This window comes from Pseudomonas sp. UC 17F4, assembly GCF_900101695.1.
In the GTDB taxonomy this organism is placed as follows: Bacteria; Pseudomonadota; Gammaproteobacteria; order Pseudomonadales; family Pseudomonadaceae; genus Aquipseudomonas.
Genome location: NZ_FNKV01000001.1, coordinates 4,532,345 through 4,546,681, shown reverse-complemented (window position 1 = coordinate 4,546,681; position 14,337 = coordinate 4,532,345). Strand labels below are relative to the sequence as shown.

At 65.2% G+C, this 14,337-nt stretch carries 14 protein-coding genes; 8 read left to right on the top strand and 6 right to left on the bottom strand.

All coding sequences use genetic code 11. The features are described from left to right. Position 1: 1 nt before the first annotated feature. The gene (locus BLR26_RS20670) at positions 2-892 is read right to left on the bottom strand and encodes a LysR family transcriptional regulator (RefSeq protein WP_045201356.1); all 891 of its coding nucleotides are present in this window, start codon (positions 890-892) and stop codon (positions 2-4) included. 100 nt (positions 893-992) lie between these two features. On the opposite strand from BLR26_RS20670, the gene BLR26_RS20665 reads away from it, so the two are divergent. The 6 genes from BLR26_RS20665 to BLR26_RS20640 all read left to right on the top strand — a co-directional run bounded on the left by BLR26_RS20665 (position 993) and on the right by BLR26_RS20640 (position 6,569). After that, a complete protein-coding gene (locus BLR26_RS20665; RefSeq protein WP_093384994.1) occupies positions 993-2,072 on the top strand; it encodes a polyamine ABC transporter substrate-binding protein in 1,080 nt (359 codons plus the stop codon). A 21-nt stretch (positions 2,073-2,093) separates the two neighbouring features. After that, a complete protein-coding gene (gene speB / locus BLR26_RS20660) occupies positions 2,094-3,053 on the top strand; it encodes an agmatinase (protein WP_045201358.1) in 960 nt (319 codons plus the stop codon). A 152-nt stretch (positions 3,054-3,205) separates the two neighbouring features. Continuing rightward, the gene (locus BLR26_RS20655; protein WP_371128683.1) at positions 3,206-3,493 is read left to right on the top strand and encodes a hypothetical protein; all 288 of its coding nucleotides are present in this window, start codon (positions 3,206-3,208) and stop codon (positions 3,491-3,493) included. A gap of 30 nt (positions 3,494-3,523) precedes the next feature. Continuing rightward, positions 3,524-4,672, top strand: a complete 1,149-nt coding sequence (locus BLR26_RS20650; RefSeq protein ID WP_093384986.1) for a PQQ-dependent sugar dehydrogenase — start codon at positions 3,524-3,526, stop codon at positions 4,670-4,672. Positions 4,673-4,855: 183 nt separating this feature from the next. After that, a complete protein-coding gene (gene zapE / locus BLR26_RS20645) occupies positions 4,856-5,974 on the top strand; it encodes a cell division protein ZapE (RefSeq protein ID WP_093384982.1) in 1,119 nt (372 codons plus the stop codon). A 10-nt stretch (positions 5,975-5,984) separates the two neighbouring features. Continuing rightward, positions 5,985-6,569: a DinB family protein gene (locus BLR26_RS20640; protein WP_093384978.1), complete on the top strand. Its 585-nt coding sequence runs from the start codon at positions 5,985-5,987 to the stop codon at positions 6,567-6,569. On the opposite strand, the gene BLR26_RS20635 is transcribed toward BLR26_RS20640, so the two are convergent. From BLR26_RS20635 to BLR26_RS20620, 4 genes are read right to left on the bottom strand one after another with little or no spacing between them, the layout of a single operon-like run. After that, the gene (locus BLR26_RS20635) at positions 6,566-7,000 is read right to left on the bottom strand and encodes a YqaA family protein (protein WP_093384974.1); all 435 of its coding nucleotides are present in this window, start codon (positions 6,998-7,000) and stop codon (positions 6,566-6,568) included. The two genes, BLR26_RS20640 and BLR26_RS20635, sit on opposite strands and share 4 nt — an antisense overlap. 10 nt (positions 7,001-7,010) lie before the next feature. Continuing rightward, the gene (locus BLR26_RS20630; protein WP_045201363.1) at positions 7,011-7,439 is read right to left on the bottom strand and encodes a DUF411 domain-containing protein; all 429 of its coding nucleotides are present in this window, start codon (positions 7,437-7,439) and stop codon (positions 7,011-7,013) included. Between the two features lie 14 nt (positions 7,440-7,453). Further along, on the bottom strand, positions 7,454-8,320 hold the full coding sequence (locus tag BLR26_RS20625; protein WP_093384969.1) for a copper resistance protein B: 867 nt from the start codon (positions 8,318-8,320) through the stop codon (positions 7,454-7,456). After that, entirely contained in the window at positions 8,313-10,022 is a 1,710-nt protein-coding gene (locus tag BLR26_RS20620) for a copper resistance system multicopper oxidase (protein WP_093384965.1), read from the bottom strand. Before BLR26_RS20620 ends, BLR26_RS20625 begins: the two co-directional genes overlap by 8 nt. 156 nt (positions 10,023-10,178) lie before the next feature. On the opposite strand from BLR26_RS20620, the gene BLR26_RS20615 reads away from it, so the two are divergent. Beyond that, on the top strand, positions 10,179-11,354 hold the full coding sequence (locus BLR26_RS20615) for a sterol desaturase family protein (protein WP_256326750.1): 1,176 nt from the start codon (positions 10,179-10,181) through the stop codon (positions 11,352-11,354). Positions 11,355-11,425: 71 nt separating this feature from the next. Then, positions 11,426-12,172, top strand: coding sequence for an SDR family oxidoreductase (locus BLR26_RS20610; protein WP_045201367.1), 747 nt, complete (start codon positions 11,426-11,428; stop codon positions 12,170-12,172). On the opposite strand, the gene BLR26_RS20605 is transcribed toward BLR26_RS20610, so the two are convergent. Further along, positions 12,173-14,266: an ATP-binding protein gene (locus BLR26_RS20605; RefSeq protein ID WP_093384962.1), complete on the bottom strand. Its 2,094-nt coding sequence runs from the start codon at positions 14,264-14,266 to the stop codon at positions 12,173-12,175. Positions 14,267-14,337 lie beyond the last annotated feature (71 nt).

The following is a 14,337-nucleotide window of genomic DNA, read 5'->3' as shown; positions in this document are numbered from 1 at the left end:
GTCAGGCGAAGGCGGCCAGCAGGTCGGCTGCGAAGGCCTGCTCGGCATCACTGGCCACCTGGGCGCGGTGGCGCACCAGCACGAACGGCACGGCAAAATCCAGCGCCGGGTCCAGAGCCTGCAACAGGCCGCGCGCGACCCAGGGCTCGGCGTAGTGGCAGGGCAGATAACCGATGTGTCGGCCGGAGAGGATGAAGGCCAGCGCGCCTTCGACCTGCTCGGAACGGGCCGCGCCGCTGGTGCCGTCAAAGGGTTCCTGGCGGCTCTGGAAGCGGTAGGGGTGTTCGACCTGGTCGGCCTGTTGCAAGGCCGCCAGGCTGACCTCGGTTTGCCCGGCCAGCGGATGATGGCTGGCGCAGTACAGGCGCTGGTTTTCTTCGAACAACGGCGTGTAATCGAACGCTGCCTGCTTGCCGGAAAAATAGCCGATGGCCAGGTCCAGACGCTGCTGCAACAGCTGGCGCTCAAGGTCGGCTGGCATGGCGCTGACCAACTCCAGGCGCACCGCCTCGTCACGCTGGCGAAAACGCTCGATGGCCCGCGCCAGGCGCAAGGTCACGGTACTTTCCTGGGCCTCGGAAATGCCGATGCGCACCTCGCCGAGCAAGCGTCCGGCGACGCCGTTGGCCTGATGCCGAAACGCCTCGATCTGCACCAGCAGTTCGCGGGTGGCCTTGAGCAGCACTTCACCCTTTGCGGTCAGGCCAAAGCCGCCCTTGCCGCGGCGGCACAGGCGATAGCCCAGGCGGGTTTCCAGGCGCGCCATCTGCTGGCTGATGCTCGGCTGGCTCAAACCCAGCACGCCCTGGGCGGCGCTGAAGCCGCCGGCCTCGACTACAGTGACGAACAGCCGCAGCAGGTGCAGGTCGAGGTCGTGCAGTTGTCCCAGCATCAAACATTGCTCCTGATGAATGTCAGGTTAACTGACTTGCCATTTTAGTAATGTAACCCGGCAGGCATGCTGGCGGCATCCACTGACAAAGGTGCCCGACATGCGTACATCCCTGTGGTTGTTGTCCCTGGCCCTGGCCTTGCCGGTGCAGGCCGAGGAAAAAGTCCTCAACCTGTACAGCTGGGCCGACTACGTCGCGCCCGAGACCTTGCAGCGCTTCGAGCAAGAAACCGGCTACAAGGTGCGCTACGACACCTTCGACACCACCGAAGTGCTGGAAACCAAGTTGCTCACCGGTGGCAGTGGTTATGACGTGGTGGTGCCGTCCGCCAGCCTGTTGGCCCGCGCCCTGACCGCAGGTGCCTTGCAGCCGCTGCACGCCCAGGCCATGCCCGGCTACGCCAACCTCGATCCGGACCTGCTGGCCAAGCTGGCCGAGGTCGACCCTGGCAACCAGTACGCCGTGCCCTACACCTGGGGCACCCTCGGCCTGGGCATGAACCTTGAGGCGGTGCGCCAACGCCTGGGTGATGTGCCGCTGGACAGCCTCGACCTGTTGTTCAAGCCCGAGTACGCCAGCAAGCTCAAGGATTGCGGGATTGCCATGTCCGACTCGCCCCAGGAGGTGATCGGCGTCGCCCTGCATTACCTTGGCAAGGATCCCTACAGCCGTGACAAGGACGACCTGGCGGCCGCCCAGGCGCTGCTCAAGCAACTGCAGCCGTCGATCAGCTACGTCGCCAACGGCCGGCAGATCAACGACCTGGCCAACGGCAGTGTGTGCCTGGCGCTGACCTACAACGGTGATGCAGCCATGGCCGCCGACCAGGCGCACAAGGCCGGCAAGCCGTACCAGGTGATCTACCGCATCCCCCGCGAAGGCACGCTGATCTGGCAGGACAACCTGGTCATGCCCAAGGACGCGCCGCACCCAGAAGCGGCCCGCGCCTTCATCGCCTTCATGTTGCGCCCGGACTCGGTGGCGCCACTGACCAACACGCTGTTCTTCGCCAATGCCAACCAGGCCGCCACGCCTCTGGTGGATGAAGCGGTGCGCGGCGACCCGGACATCTACCCCTCGGCCGAAATACGCGCGCGGCTGTTTGCCGACCGCAGCATGAGCCTCGCCGACATGCGCCAGCGCACCCGCCTGTGGACCACCTTCCGTAGCCGCCAATAACAACAAACCAGGAGCCCGACCATGGACCTCGCCCCCGACAACGACCAGGCCATTACCCGCGACAGCCTCTACGGCACCATCGCCGAAAACACCTTTGCCGGTATCACCAGCTTCTCGCGCCGGCGCTACAGCCGCGATTTGCGCGGCGTCGATGTGGTGGTCAGCGGCGTGCCGTTCGACACCGCCACCAGTAACCGCCCGGGTGCGCGCTTCGGCCCGCGGGCGATTCGTGCCGCCTCGGTGCAGCAGGCCTGGGCCCGGCACTGGCCGTGGGAGTTCGACCCCTTCGAGCACCTGGCGGTAATCGACTACGGCGACTGCAACTTCGATTACGGCAGCCCGCACACCGTGCCCGAGAGCATCCAGGCCCATGCCGAGCAGATTCTCGAAGCCGGCTGCGCCATGCTCACCCTGGGCGGCGACCACTTCATCAGCTACCCGCTGCTCAAGGCCCATGCACGCAAACACGGTCCGCTGGCGCTGATTCATTTTGATGCCCACAGCGACACCTGGCCGGACGAGGAGGGCCAGCGTGTCGATCACGGCACCATGTTCTGGCACGCGGCCCGCGAAGGCCTGGTAGACCCGGCGCGCTCGGTGCAGATCGGCCTGCGCACCACCAATGACGATACCCAGGGCTTTGCCGTGCTCGATGCCCGCCAGGTGCATCAACGTGGTACCCAGGCAATCATCGAAGCGATTCGCCAGCGGGTTGGCGAGCAACCGGTGTACCTGACTTTCGACATCGACTGCCTGGACCCGGCCTACGCGCCCGGCACCGGCACCCCGGTGTGTGGCGGCCTGACCACGGTGCAGGCGCTGGAAATCCTCGGTGGGCTGCGCGGCATCAACCTGGTGGGCATGGACCTGGTGGAAGTCGCGCCGGCCTATGACCATGCCGATATCACCGCCCTGGCTGGGGCCACCCTGGCCATGGAGATGCTCTGCCTGTACGCCGCGAAGCATAAGGTCGATGGCTGATCCGGTAACAAAATGAATCACCTGCGGGGCAAATCGAGGTTTCCCGGCGAACCTGTCGCGCCTTAGGCTATCCAACGCTTGGGCGCGCTGGTTTTCGGCGCCGTGTGTTGCCGGAGGTGAATACCGTGAACCGATCACTGACGGGCCTGGCCATGGCCCTGCTCCTGAGCTCGCCGCTGCAGGCGGCGCCTGTTGCCGCGCCGTTGCAGCTGGCGGCCAGCAACAATAACCCCTACAACAGCCCGATCATGCGCGCCAACCCCAACAGCCGCCAGGGCAGCGTGCCGGCCACGCCGCCGGTGCGCGGCCCGTCGACCCAGCCCAACCCGCGCCCGCCGACCCTCGAGAACCGTGGTATCGGCAATGGCGAAAACATCCGCCGCGAACAGACCACCCCGCGCCTGGAACCCAGCCGGCCGCCGCGCGCGCCCGCACCCTGAATAACAGGCCCTCCCTGGAAGGAATCGCTGATGTCCCCACGCACCTGGCTACCCACCCTGATGACCGCGGCGCTGCTGCCGCTGCTGGCCCATGCCGCGCCCGAGCGCGACTTCAAGAGCGAGGAGGGCAGCGTCAAGGTCAGCACCCTCGCCGAAGGCCTGCGCAATCCCTGGGCCCTGGCGTTCTTGCCAGACGGCCAGGGCATCCTGGTGACCGAGCGCGCCGGCAACCTGCGCATTGTCAGCCCCGAAGGCAAGGTCGGGCCGCCGCTGGGCGGCGTCCCCGAAGTCTGGGCCAAGGGCCAGGGCGGTTTACTCGACGTGGTGTTGTCACCGACCTTCAAGCAGGACCGGATGGTCTACCTGTCGTATGCCGAAGGTGGTGGGGAGGGCGGCACGGCCGGTACCGCGGTGGGCCGCGGGCGCTTGTCGGCCGACAGCGCCAAGCTTGAAGACTTCAATGTGATCTTCCGCCAGCAGCCCAAGCTCTCCAGCGGCAACCATTTTGGCTCGCGCCTGGTGTTCGACCGCGACGGCTACCTGTTCATCGCCCTGGGCGAGAACAACCAGCGCCCGACCGCCCAGGACCTCGACAAGCTGCAGGGCAAGGTGGTGCGCATCCTCCCGGATGGCACGGTGCCCAAGGACAACCCGTTCGTCGGCCAGGCCAACGTGCGCCCGGAAATCTGGTCGTTTGGCCACCGCAACCAACAGGGCGCGGCGCTCAACCCCTGGACCGGCGAGTTGTGGACCAACGAGCATGGGCCCCGTGGTGGCGATGAGATCAATATCCCCAAACCCGGCAAGAACTATGGGTGGCCGATCGCTACCCACGGCATCAACTATTCGCTGATGCCGATCCCGGAGGCCAAGGGCGAGCACGTCGAGGGCATGCTCGACCCGCACCATGTCTGGGAGAAGTCCCCGGCCATCAGCGGCATGGCGTTCTACGACAACCCGCGCTTCAAACCCTGGGATCACAGCCTGTTCATCGGCGCCCTGGCGGCGCAGGAACTGATTCGCCTGGAGCTCAAGGGCGACAAGGTGGTGCATGAAGAGCGCCTGCTCGGCGAGCTCAAGGCGCGGATTCGCGACGTGCGGGTAGGGCCGGATGGGTATCTGTACGTGCTTACCGATGAGACGGATGGGGCGCTGCTCAAAGTCGGGCTGGATCTGTAGAGACCTTGTGGGAGCGGGCCTTGCCCCGCGATCGAGCGCGCAGCGGTGGAATCTCAGACAACATCCGATGTGCTGACTGTACTGGCCTCATCGCGGGGCAAGCTCGCTCCTACCAATGGCGGTACCACTTGCCCCGCGATGCCCCCCGCCGCAGAATGCCCCCTTTTGCGACGGACGCCGCGCATGTCCTGCTTTACCGATCAGTCCCCGCTGACCCGCTACCAGCAGGCCATTGCCAGCCAGGGGTTTGTCAGCGATCCGGCCCAGTTGCAGGCCGCCACCGCCCTGCAAACCTGCTTCGAGGCCCTGCAACGCGGCGAAACCCCGCAGGGCGTGTACCTCTGGGGGCCGGTTGGGCGCGGCAAGACCTGGCTCATGGACCAGTTCCACGCCTGCCTGCAGGTTCCGGCCCGGCGCCAGCATTTTCATCACTTCATGCGCTGGGTGCATCAGCGCCTGTTCCAGCTCAATGGCACCGCCGAGCCCTTGCAGGCCCTGGCCTTGTCCCTGGCCGAAGAAATCCGCGTGCTGTGCTTTGACGAGTTGTTCGTCAACGACATCGGCGATGCGATCATTCTCGGCGGGTTGTTCCAGGTGCTGTTCGAGGCCGGGGTGGTGATCGTGGCCACCTCCAACCAGCCGCCCGGGCAGCTCTACAGCGACGGTTTCAACCGCGAGCGCTTCCTGCCGGCGATTGCCGCCATCGAGCAGCATATGCAGGTGGTGGCGGTGGCGGGTGAGCAAGACCATCGCCTGCATCCGGGCGCGCGGATACAGCGTTACTGGATTACCGAGAAAGGCCAGCCCGCAGCCCTGGCGCAGGTCTTCGAGCAACTGCGCGGTGAGCAAGCGGCGACTGAACAACCCTTGCTGATCGGCTCACGCCAGCTCAGCGTGGTGCAACGCTGTGAGACGGTGCTCTGGTGCCGCTACGCCGACCTCTGTGAGCAACCCTTCGCCGCCATGGATTTCATGGCCCTGTGCGACCGCTTCCAGGCCATCCTGCTCGGCGAGGTGCCGGCGCTCGGCGCCCGCCAGCGCCCGGCGAAGATCGCCCGCGGCACCGAGGACGGCGCCCGGCGGGTGGTCGCCGGCGACCGCGAGCTACCGCAACTGTCGGTGCATGACGACAGCGTGCGGCGCTTCATCGCCCTGGTCGATGAATGCTACGACCGGCGGATCGCCCTGTACCTGGAAGCCGAGGTCGCCCTGGAAGCGCTCTACACTGAAGGGTATCTGGAGTTCCCGTTCCGGCGTACGCTCAGCCGCTTGCGGGAGATGCAACTGCAACGCTTCTGCTGAGGAATCGATCATGGCCGAGCCTCTTTCGCACCACCTGCTGACCATGGCCTACCAGAACGGCTGGGCCAACCACCGGGTGTACAAGGCCTGCAGGCAACTGAGCCAGGATGAGTTCGTCGCCCCGCGGGCGAGCTTTTTCCCGTCGATCAAGGCGACCCTCAACCACATCCTCACCGTCGACTGGTTCTACCTGCAGGCCCTTGAGTGTGAGCAGCGCGGCGAAGCGCCAGACCCGGACAGCGAGCGTTTTTTCCAGCCCGAGGAGCCTTTTGCCACCTGCCTGGAACTGCACGCCGAACAGTTGCAGGCCGATCACCGCCTGATCGCTTACTGCAGCCAGTTACGTGACGACCAGTTGCAGCGCTATGTGAACATCGTGCGCCCCGACTGGGTGCAGCGCGAACAACGCCTGCGCCTGCTCTCGCACCTGTTCGAGCACCAGATCCACCACCGTGGCCAGGTGCACGCGATGCTCAGCGACACCTCGGTGCGCCCGCCGCAACTGGATGAATTCTTTTGTGAGGATGAAGCGCACCTGCGCGCCCAGGACTTTGCCGAACTGGGCTGGACCGAGGCGCAGATCTGGGGGCGCTAGTGCTGCATCCAGCCCAGCGTCAGCAGCGCCAGCACCAGGTAACGCCCGGCTTTGGCGAGGGTGACCAGCACTAAAAAGCGCCAGAACGGCTCGCGCATGATCCCGGCAATCAGCGTCAGCGGGTCGCCGATCACCGGCATCCAGCTCAGCAGCAGCGACCACTGGCCATAGCGCTGGTAGCGTTGCTGGGCCTTTGCCAGTTGCTCGGGCTTGAACGGGAACCAGCGCTTGTCGCGCAGGTTCTCGATGCCGCGGCCCAGCAGCCAGTTGACGATCGAACCGAGCACGTTGCCGGCGGTGGCGATCAGCAACAGGCTGACCAGCGCCTCAGGTTCGCGCAGCAGCAGGCCGACCAGCACCGCTTCCGATTGCAGCGGCAGCAAGGTGGCTGCGCCGAAGGCGCTGAGAAACAGCGCCCAATAGCTGAGCATCAAGGCCTGATCAGTAGTTGGCGACCACTTCGTCCTTGCCCTCAAGGGTCAGGCCGATGACCTGGTAGGCGTCCTTGTGGTCGCCCATTTCCATGCCCGGCGAGCCCATGGGCATGCCCGGTACGGCCAGGCCCTTGAGGTCGGGACGCTTGCTCAGCAGCTTGATCTGCTCGGCCGGCACATGGCCTTCGACGAACTTGCCGTCGATCACCCCGGTATGGCACGAGGCCAGGCGCGGCTCGACGCCGAGGCGCTGCTTGAGCGCGCTCATGTTCGGCTCGACATGGTCGTTGACCGTGTAGCCGTTGTCGTGCAGGTGCTTGATCCAGTCCTTGCAGCAGCCGCAGTTGGGGTCACGGTAGACATCGATGGTCGGCCCGGCCTGGGCCAGGGTGCTCAGGGCCAGCAGGCCGAAGGCGACGATTTTCTTGCTCAGCATGTACTTCTCCACTTCTAGAAACGCAGGCGAACTCCGGCGACCAGGCGGGTCTGGCCGATATCGCCGTGCTCATCACGGATTTGCTCGGCGTTGTTGCCGTAGGCCCGGTTGACGCTGATGCCCAGGTACGGGGCAAAGCCACGGGTGATTTCGTAGCGCAGGCGCAGGCCAATCTCGCTGTCGGCAAGGCCACTGCCCTGGTCCCGGGTGGCGTCGTTGCGGCCATAGAAATTGGCCTCCAGCGACGGTTCGAGGATCCAGCGATTGCTCAGCAGGATAGCGTAACTGCTCTCCAGGCGCAGCGCGGTTTGCTGACGTTCGCCGGCATACAGGGTGGCTTGCAGCTCCAGCCCGTACAGCGGCGTGCCCTGGATGCCGAAGGCGGCCCAGGTCTGGCCAGTGGCCGGCTTGAAGTCCTGGCGCAGGCCACCGACCAGCTCCCACCAGGGGCTGATGGCATGGCCCCAGAGCGCCTGCAGTTCGGCCTTATGGGTCACGCCCTGTTCGCGTTCGCCTTCGCTGCGCAGCCACAGGCGGTCGACATCGCCGCCGATCCAGGCGTTGGCGTCCCACTTCAGGGCGCTGCTGTTGTCGAAGTTCTGGTATTCCAGTTGCTCGACGATCACCGCCCAGTTCATCTGCCGGTCATGGACCTGATGACCGGGCAGCGGCGGGAAGGCCGCCTGGCGCTCGGCGTCGGTGATCGGACGCAGTGGCGTGCGTGGAGTGCCCGGCGCCATGCTGTGGTTCATGCCTTGATGGTTCATGGCACCGTGGCCCGTGGCGGCGTGATCCATCGCCTCGGCACGGGTCTCTTCACTGGCCAGCAGGGCGAGCAGGGCGAAGCCACCGAACAGCGGCCGAAAAATGGGCTTATTCATCGACGCGTACCTCGCGGAACATGCCCATCTCCATGTGGTAGAGCAGGTGGCAATGATAGGCCCAGCGGCCCAGGGCGTCGGCGCTGACCCGGTAGCTACGGCGGCTGCCCGGCGGGATGTCGAGGGTGTGCTTACGCACCTGGAAGCGCCCGTGTTCGTCTTCCAGGTCACTCCACAGGCCATGCAGGTGGATCGGGTGGGCCATCATCGTGTCGTTGACCAGGGTGATGCGCAGGCGCTCGCCGTAGGTCAGGCGCAGCGGCTCGGCGTCGGAGAACTTGATGCCGTTGAACGACCAGGCGAAGCGCTCCATGTGTCCGGTCAGGTGCAGTTCGATTTCCCGGGACGGCTCGCGGCCATCGGGGTCGGCGAAGGTGCTTTTCAGGTCGGCGTAGGTCAGCACCCGGCGGCCGTTGTTGCGCAGGCCAATCCCTGGGTCGGCGAGGTTGGGCCTGGGGTTCATGGTCTGCATGTCCACCAGCGGGTTGCCGCTTTCGCTGGCTGGGTGTTGCTGCATGCCGGTCATTTTCGAATGGTCCATGCCGGCCATCTGGCTGTGGTCCATGGCGCCCATCCCGGCCATGGCGCCGTGGCCCATATCGGCCATGGTCAGGATGGGACGTGGGTCCGGCTCTGGCACCTCGGCGCTCAGCCCGTTGCTGCGCGCCAGGGTACCGCGGGCGTAGCCGCTGCGGTCCATGCTCTGCGCGTACAGGGTATAGGCGGGCAGGTCGCCGACCCGCACCAGCACGTCATAGGTTTCGGCCACGGCGATGCGCAGTTCATCGACCTCGACTGGCTCCACCGGCTGGCCATCGGCGGCGATCACCGTCAGCTTAAGGCCCGGAATGCGAAAGTCGAAATAGCTCATCGCCGAGCCGTTGATCAGGCGCAGGCGCACAGTGTCGCCGGGCTGGAACAGGCAGGTGAAGTTGCCATTCGGCGGCTGGCCGTTGAGCAGGTAGGTGTAGGTAGCGGCGCTGATGTCGGCAAGGTCGGTGGGGCTCATGCGCATGGCCGCCCAGGCCTTGCGTTCGGCGACGGTTTGCTGCCAGCCATCTCTGGCGACATCGTCGATGAAGTCGCCAACGGTGCGCTTGTGGTAGTTGAAGGCGTCGGACTGCTTTTTCAGGGTCGCCATCAGCGCCTCGGGGGCCTGGTCACTCCAGTCGCTGAGCAGCAGCACGTAGTCGCGCTGGTAGCGATGGGCTTCGGGCTGCCTGGGTTCGATGACGATCGCGCCGTAGACCCCGGCCTGTTCCTGCAGGCCGCAATGGCTGTGGTACCAGTAGGTGCCGCTCTGCTCCAGAGTGAATCGGTAAAGGTATTCGCCACCGGGCTCGATGCCGGCAAAGCTCAGGCCCGGCACACCATCCATGTTGGCCGGGAGGATGATCCCGTGCCAGTGCAGCGAGGTCGGCTCGTTCAGGCGGTTGCGCACCCGCAGGGTCACGCTGTCGCCCTCCCGCCAGCGCAGGGTCGGGCCGGGCAGGCTGTTGTTGATGGTCAGCGCCGTACGCGGGCGGCCGGTAACGTTGACCGGGGTCTGACCGATGAACAGCTCGAAGTGCTCGCCGCTCAGCTCATTGGCAAACACAGGGGGCGCAGCAAATGCCGGCAAGCGCCAGAGGCCGAGGCCGGCCAGGGCGCTGCCGGCGGCGAAGCCCTTGACGAAGGTGCGGCGGGTCGGGTGTCGAAGCATGGCTGCCATTCCAGGGGCGGGGATGGCACGACCTTAGCCAGTGCTGACTGTCAGCAAACTGAGCAGCGCATTACAGATTTGTCAGCTGGCCAGGCAGGTACGCGTTCACTTGTGGCCGCAGGTCGGTATACTCCGCGCCGCACGGAGCCCACCACTATGAAGGATCAGCGATTCATGCAGGCAATCAAGGCCTATTTCAAACGCCACGGCCACGACCCGTTCAAGCTCGGCCAGGGGCGTATCAGCGGCTACCTCTCGGCCGCCCTGGGGCTGCTCAGCCTGCTGGCGGTGTTGTGCTTCCTGTTTCCGCAGTGGCTGACCTTTGCCGAGTTTCGCAAGGTCTACAGCGTGCACTTTGCCCGTACCGCGCTGCTGATCGGATTGATCCTGGCCTTCGCCCTGGGCACCCTGAACATTCTCCTCAACAAGCGCAAGCGCCTGGGCTTTACCGGCATCAGTGCGGCAGGCCTGGCGATGTTTCTCGGCGGCACCAACATCCAGACCGAAACCATCGGCCAGACCCCGTACTCGCTGGGCCTGGACTGGTTTGTACTCGCTCTGCTGGTATCGGCGGTGATCTTCATCCCGCTGGAAAAACTCTACGCCAAGGACCCGCAGCAAAACATCCTGCGCCCGCACTGGCGCACCGACCTCAGCTACTTCTTCGTCAGCCATATGCTGGTGCAGTTCATCCTCATCTTTGTCACCGCCTCGTCCAGCTGGCTGGCCGGCTGGGTGCTGTCCGATACCTTGCAGGCCAAGGTGCAAAGCCTGCCGATCGTGGTGCAGTTCTTGCTCGCGGTGTTCGTCGCCGACCTCGGCCAGTACTGGCTGCACCGCTTGTATCACGTGGTGCCGTGGATGTGGCGCTTTCATGCCGTGCATCATTCGAGCACGCACATGGACTGGCTGGCCGGTTCGCGCATTCATTTCTGCGAGATCCTTCTGACCCGCACCGGGGTGTTGGCGCCGCTGATCCTGCTGGGCTTTTCGCCCCAGGCGATGAACGCTTACGTGATCCTGGTCGGTGTGCAGGCGGTGCTGGCCCATGCCAACGTGCGTATCGACGGCGGCTGGCTCAACTACCTGCTGGTGCTGCCGCGCTATCACCACTGGCACCACGCCCGGCACAAGGATTACATCTACAAGAACTACGCGATCCATACGCCGCTGGTGGACATGCTGTTCGGCACCTTCAAGCTGCCGCCCAAGGAATGGCCGGCGCGATACGGCGTGTTCGGCAAGGACCTGCCTGAAGGTATCGTGCGCCAGCACCTGTACCCGCTGCGCAAGGCCGAACCCAAGGCACCGGTACCGCCACCGGCTGCCTGAAGCGGCTTTGTGCCCGGCCCCTGACTGCGTTAGCCTTGAGGGGTCAACGCCATTGGGGGCAAGGAGTATCCATGGACAAGGTTATCGTGATCACCGGCGCCAGCCGCGGCATTGGCGCTGCCACCGCACGCCTGGCCGCGCGCGCCGGTTACCGTATCTGCATCAATTACCTGCGTGACGACGAAGCCGCCCAGCGGGTGCTGGCCGAGGTGCGTGAACTGGGTGCCGAGGCCATTGCGGTGAAGGCCGACGTCAGTGTCGAGGACGAGATCGTCCAGCTGTTCCAGCGCGTCGATGCCGAGCTGGGCCCGGTCACTGCATTGGTCAACAACGCTGGCACCATCGGCCATCAGAGCCGGGTCGAAGAAGTGTCGGAGTTTCGCCTGCTCAAGCTGATGAAGACCAACGTGGTCGGGCCGATGCTGTGCGCCAAGCACGCGCTGCAGCGTATGTCGACCCGCCATGGCGGGCAGGGCGGCAGCATCGTCAACGTCTCGTCGGTGGCCGCGCGCCTGGGCTCGCCTAACGAATACGTCGACTATGCCGCCTCCAAGGGCGCGCTGGATACCTTCACCGTCGGCCTGGCCAAGGAAGTGGCCGGCGAAGGGGTACGGGTCAATGCCGTGCGCCCGGGTTACATCTTTACCGACTTCCACGCCCTCAGCGGCGACCCGCAGCGGGTCAGCAAGCTTGCGCCGGGCATCCCCATGGGCCGCGGCGGGCAGGCCGAGGAAGTCGCCGAGGCGATCCTCTGGCTGCTGTCAGACCAGGCCTCGTATTCCACCGGCAGCTTTCTGGACCTGGGCGGCGGGCGCTGATCAGCCGATCATTTCCTCGATACGCTGGGCCAGGGTGTCGAGGCTGAACGGCTTGGTCAGCACCTGGGTAGTGGGCTCGAACACGCCGCTGCCGAGCACCGCCTGCTCGGCGTAGCCGGTGATGAACAACACTTTCAATCCGGGCCGCAATTGGCGGGCGGCGGCCACCAGTTGCTGGCCGTTCATGCCGCCGGGCATGCCGACATCGCTGATCAACAAGTCGACGCCGGCGCCATTTTGCAATGCCGCCAGGGCGCTGTGGCCGTCGGCGAATTCTATCCTGGCGCAACCCAGTTCCTCGAGCACTTCGCCGACCAGCATGCGAATGGTTGCTTCGTCATCGACCAGCATCACCGTCATGTCGCGCAGTTCACGTTGAGGGCGGGCCGTTGGTTTCACTTCGCTAAGCGGCAGGCTGGCGCTGTCCAGGCGCGGCAGGTACAGGTGCACGCTGGTGCCCTGGCCAGGTTCCGAATACACCCGCACCTGGCCACCGGACTGACGGACGAAACCATAAACCATCGACAGCCCCAGACCCGTGCCGTGACCCACCGGCTTGGTGGTGAAGAACGGGTCGAAGGCGCGCGCCAGTACCTGGGGCGGCATGCCGCTGCCGTTATCGCTGACGCTTAAGGCCAGGTAGTCACCGGGCTTGAGGTCCAGGTGCGCGGCGACTTGCTCATCGGCTGGCAGATGACGGGTTTCGATGCTGATCCTGCCCCCGCCCGGCATGGCGTCGCGGGCGTTGATGCACAGGTTGAGCAGGGCGTTTTCCAGTTGCGAAGCGTCGATGTTGGCTCGGCAGGATGCGCTGCTGGTAAACACCTCGATGTCGATGTGCGGGCCGACGCTGCGGCGGATCAGCTCAAGCATGCCGCCGACCAGGCGATTGACGTCGATGGTGCGCGGTTCCAGGGTCTGGCGCCGGGAAAAGGCCAGCAGCCGGTGAACCAGGGATGCGGCGCGGTTGCACACATCCTGAGCGGTGCGCAGGTAGGGGGCGATCTGTTCATGGCGCCCGCGCCCGAGCAGGTTGCGCGACAGTTCGAGCGAGCCGCTGATGCCGGTCAGCAGGTTGTTGAAGTCATGGGCGATGCCGCCGGTGAGCTGGCCGACCGCTTCCATTTTCTGCGCCTGGCGCAGGGCTTCTTCAGTCTTGCGCAGGCGTTTTTGCTCGCCGATCCGCTCGCTGATGTCGTAGGCGAACAGGTAAGCGCCGATCAGTTGCCCGTTGCTGTCATGCAGCGGGCTGAACCGCAGTTCGTAGTGGCGATGCTGCTCGCCCTCGCCAAGCTCGGCAACCTCGACGAATGCCTCACCCTTGAGTGCCCGATTCCATAGTTGCAGGCCCTGGGCGCAGTCTTCGGCACGGCTGGCCATGAGCGTCGGCAGGCTGTCGCCGACGCTGGGTACTTGCTCGAAAATTCGCTGGAATTCGTCACGCGCGGCGCGGTTGATAGCCAGCCAGCGCATGTCCAGATCGACCACCTGGATTTGCGCCAGGGTCGCCTCGACCACATCGGTGAGAATCTTGCGCTCTGCCAGCGCCTGGGCCACCCGCTGTTCAAGCTCCTGGTTGAGGCGCTTGAGCCCGGATTCGGCACGTTTGCGCGCGGTGACATCCTGGAAAAGTACGGCGACCTGCTTGCGGCTGGCCGGCTCCAGGCGAAAGGCGCAGATGTCCAGGTGGCGGCCGGTGGCTACCAGCTCCTGCTCGAAGCGGATCGGATTGCCGCTGTGCAGCACCGGTCCATAGCGGGCAATCCATCCATCGGCCTCATCGGGCACCATCTCTCGCAGCTTCTGCCCGACCACATTGTCGATACCGGCATGCTTGGCGTAGGCAGCGTTGGCTTCGACATGAACGTAGTCGCTGAGCGGGCCGTGGGGGCCGTCGAAGAATTCGATGATGCAAAAGCCTTCGTCCATGGCCTCGAACAGAAAGCGATAACGCTGCTGGGTATCGGCCAGGGCCTGCTGGTCAGGTGCAGGCCGGGCGCGGCTGCGCTCGGCGAGCTGGGCTGTGAGCAGATTGTTCTGCTGCTGCAACTGCTCAAGTTGCTGGCGCAGGGACTGCAGTTCGCTCGACGGCATGCGCGTGTTCCGGCCTGGGGATAGTGGCAAATGTAGCGTCCCGCGCAGCACTCAACAACTGCGCGGCCCCA

Excerpts from the sequence above, each read along its gene's own strand:
- BLR26_RS20670 (WP_045201356.1), bottom strand. The coding sequence starts at position 892 with ATGCTGGGACAACTGCACGACCTCGACCTGCACCTGCTGCGGCTGTTC.
- BLR26_RS20665 (WP_093384994.1), top strand. The coding sequence starts at position 993 with ATGCGTACATCCCTGTGGTTGTTGTCCCTGGCCCTGGCCTTGCCGGTG.
- speB (WP_045201358.1), top strand. The coding sequence starts at position 2,094 with ATGGACCTCGCCCCCGACAACGACCAGGCCATTACCCGCGACAGCCTC.
- BLR26_RS20655 (WP_371128683.1), top strand. The coding sequence starts at position 3,206 with ATGGCCCTGCTCCTGAGCTCGCCGCTGCAGGCGGCGCCTGTTGCCGCG.
- BLR26_RS20650 (WP_093384986.1), top strand. The coding sequence starts at position 3,524 with ATGTCCCCACGCACCTGGCTACCCACCCTGATGACCGCGGCGCTGCTG.
- zapE (WP_093384982.1), top strand. The coding sequence starts at position 4,856 with ATGTCCTGCTTTACCGATCAGTCCCCGCTGACCCGCTACCAGCAGGCC.
- BLR26_RS20640 (WP_093384978.1), top strand. The coding sequence starts at position 5,985 with ATGGCCGAGCCTCTTTCGCACCACCTGCTGACCATGGCCTACCAGAAC.
- BLR26_RS20635 (WP_093384974.1), bottom strand. The coding sequence starts at position 7,000 with ATGCTCAGCTATTGGGCGCTGTTTCTCAGCGCCTTCGGCGCAGCCACC.
- BLR26_RS20630 (WP_045201363.1), bottom strand. The coding sequence starts at position 7,439 with ATGCTGAGCAAGAAAATCGTCGCCTTCGGCCTGCTGGCCCTGAGCACC.
- BLR26_RS20625 (WP_093384969.1), bottom strand. The coding sequence starts at position 8,320 with ATGAATAAGCCCATTTTTCGGCCGCTGTTCGGTGGCTTCGCCCTGCTC.
- BLR26_RS20620 (WP_093384965.1), bottom strand. The coding sequence starts at position 10,022 with ATGCTTCGACACCCGACCCGCCGCACCTTCGTCAAGGGCTTCGCCGCC.
- BLR26_RS20615 (WP_256326750.1), top strand. The coding sequence starts at position 10,179 with ATGAAGGATCAGCGATTCATGCAGGCAATCAAGGCCTATTTCAAACGC.
- BLR26_RS20610 (WP_045201367.1), top strand. The coding sequence starts at position 11,426 with ATGGACAAGGTTATCGTGATCACCGGCGCCAGCCGCGGCATTGGCGCT.
- BLR26_RS20605 (WP_093384962.1), bottom strand. The coding sequence starts at position 14,266 with ATGCCGTCGAGCGAACTGCAGTCCCTGCGCCAGCAACTTGAGCAGTTG.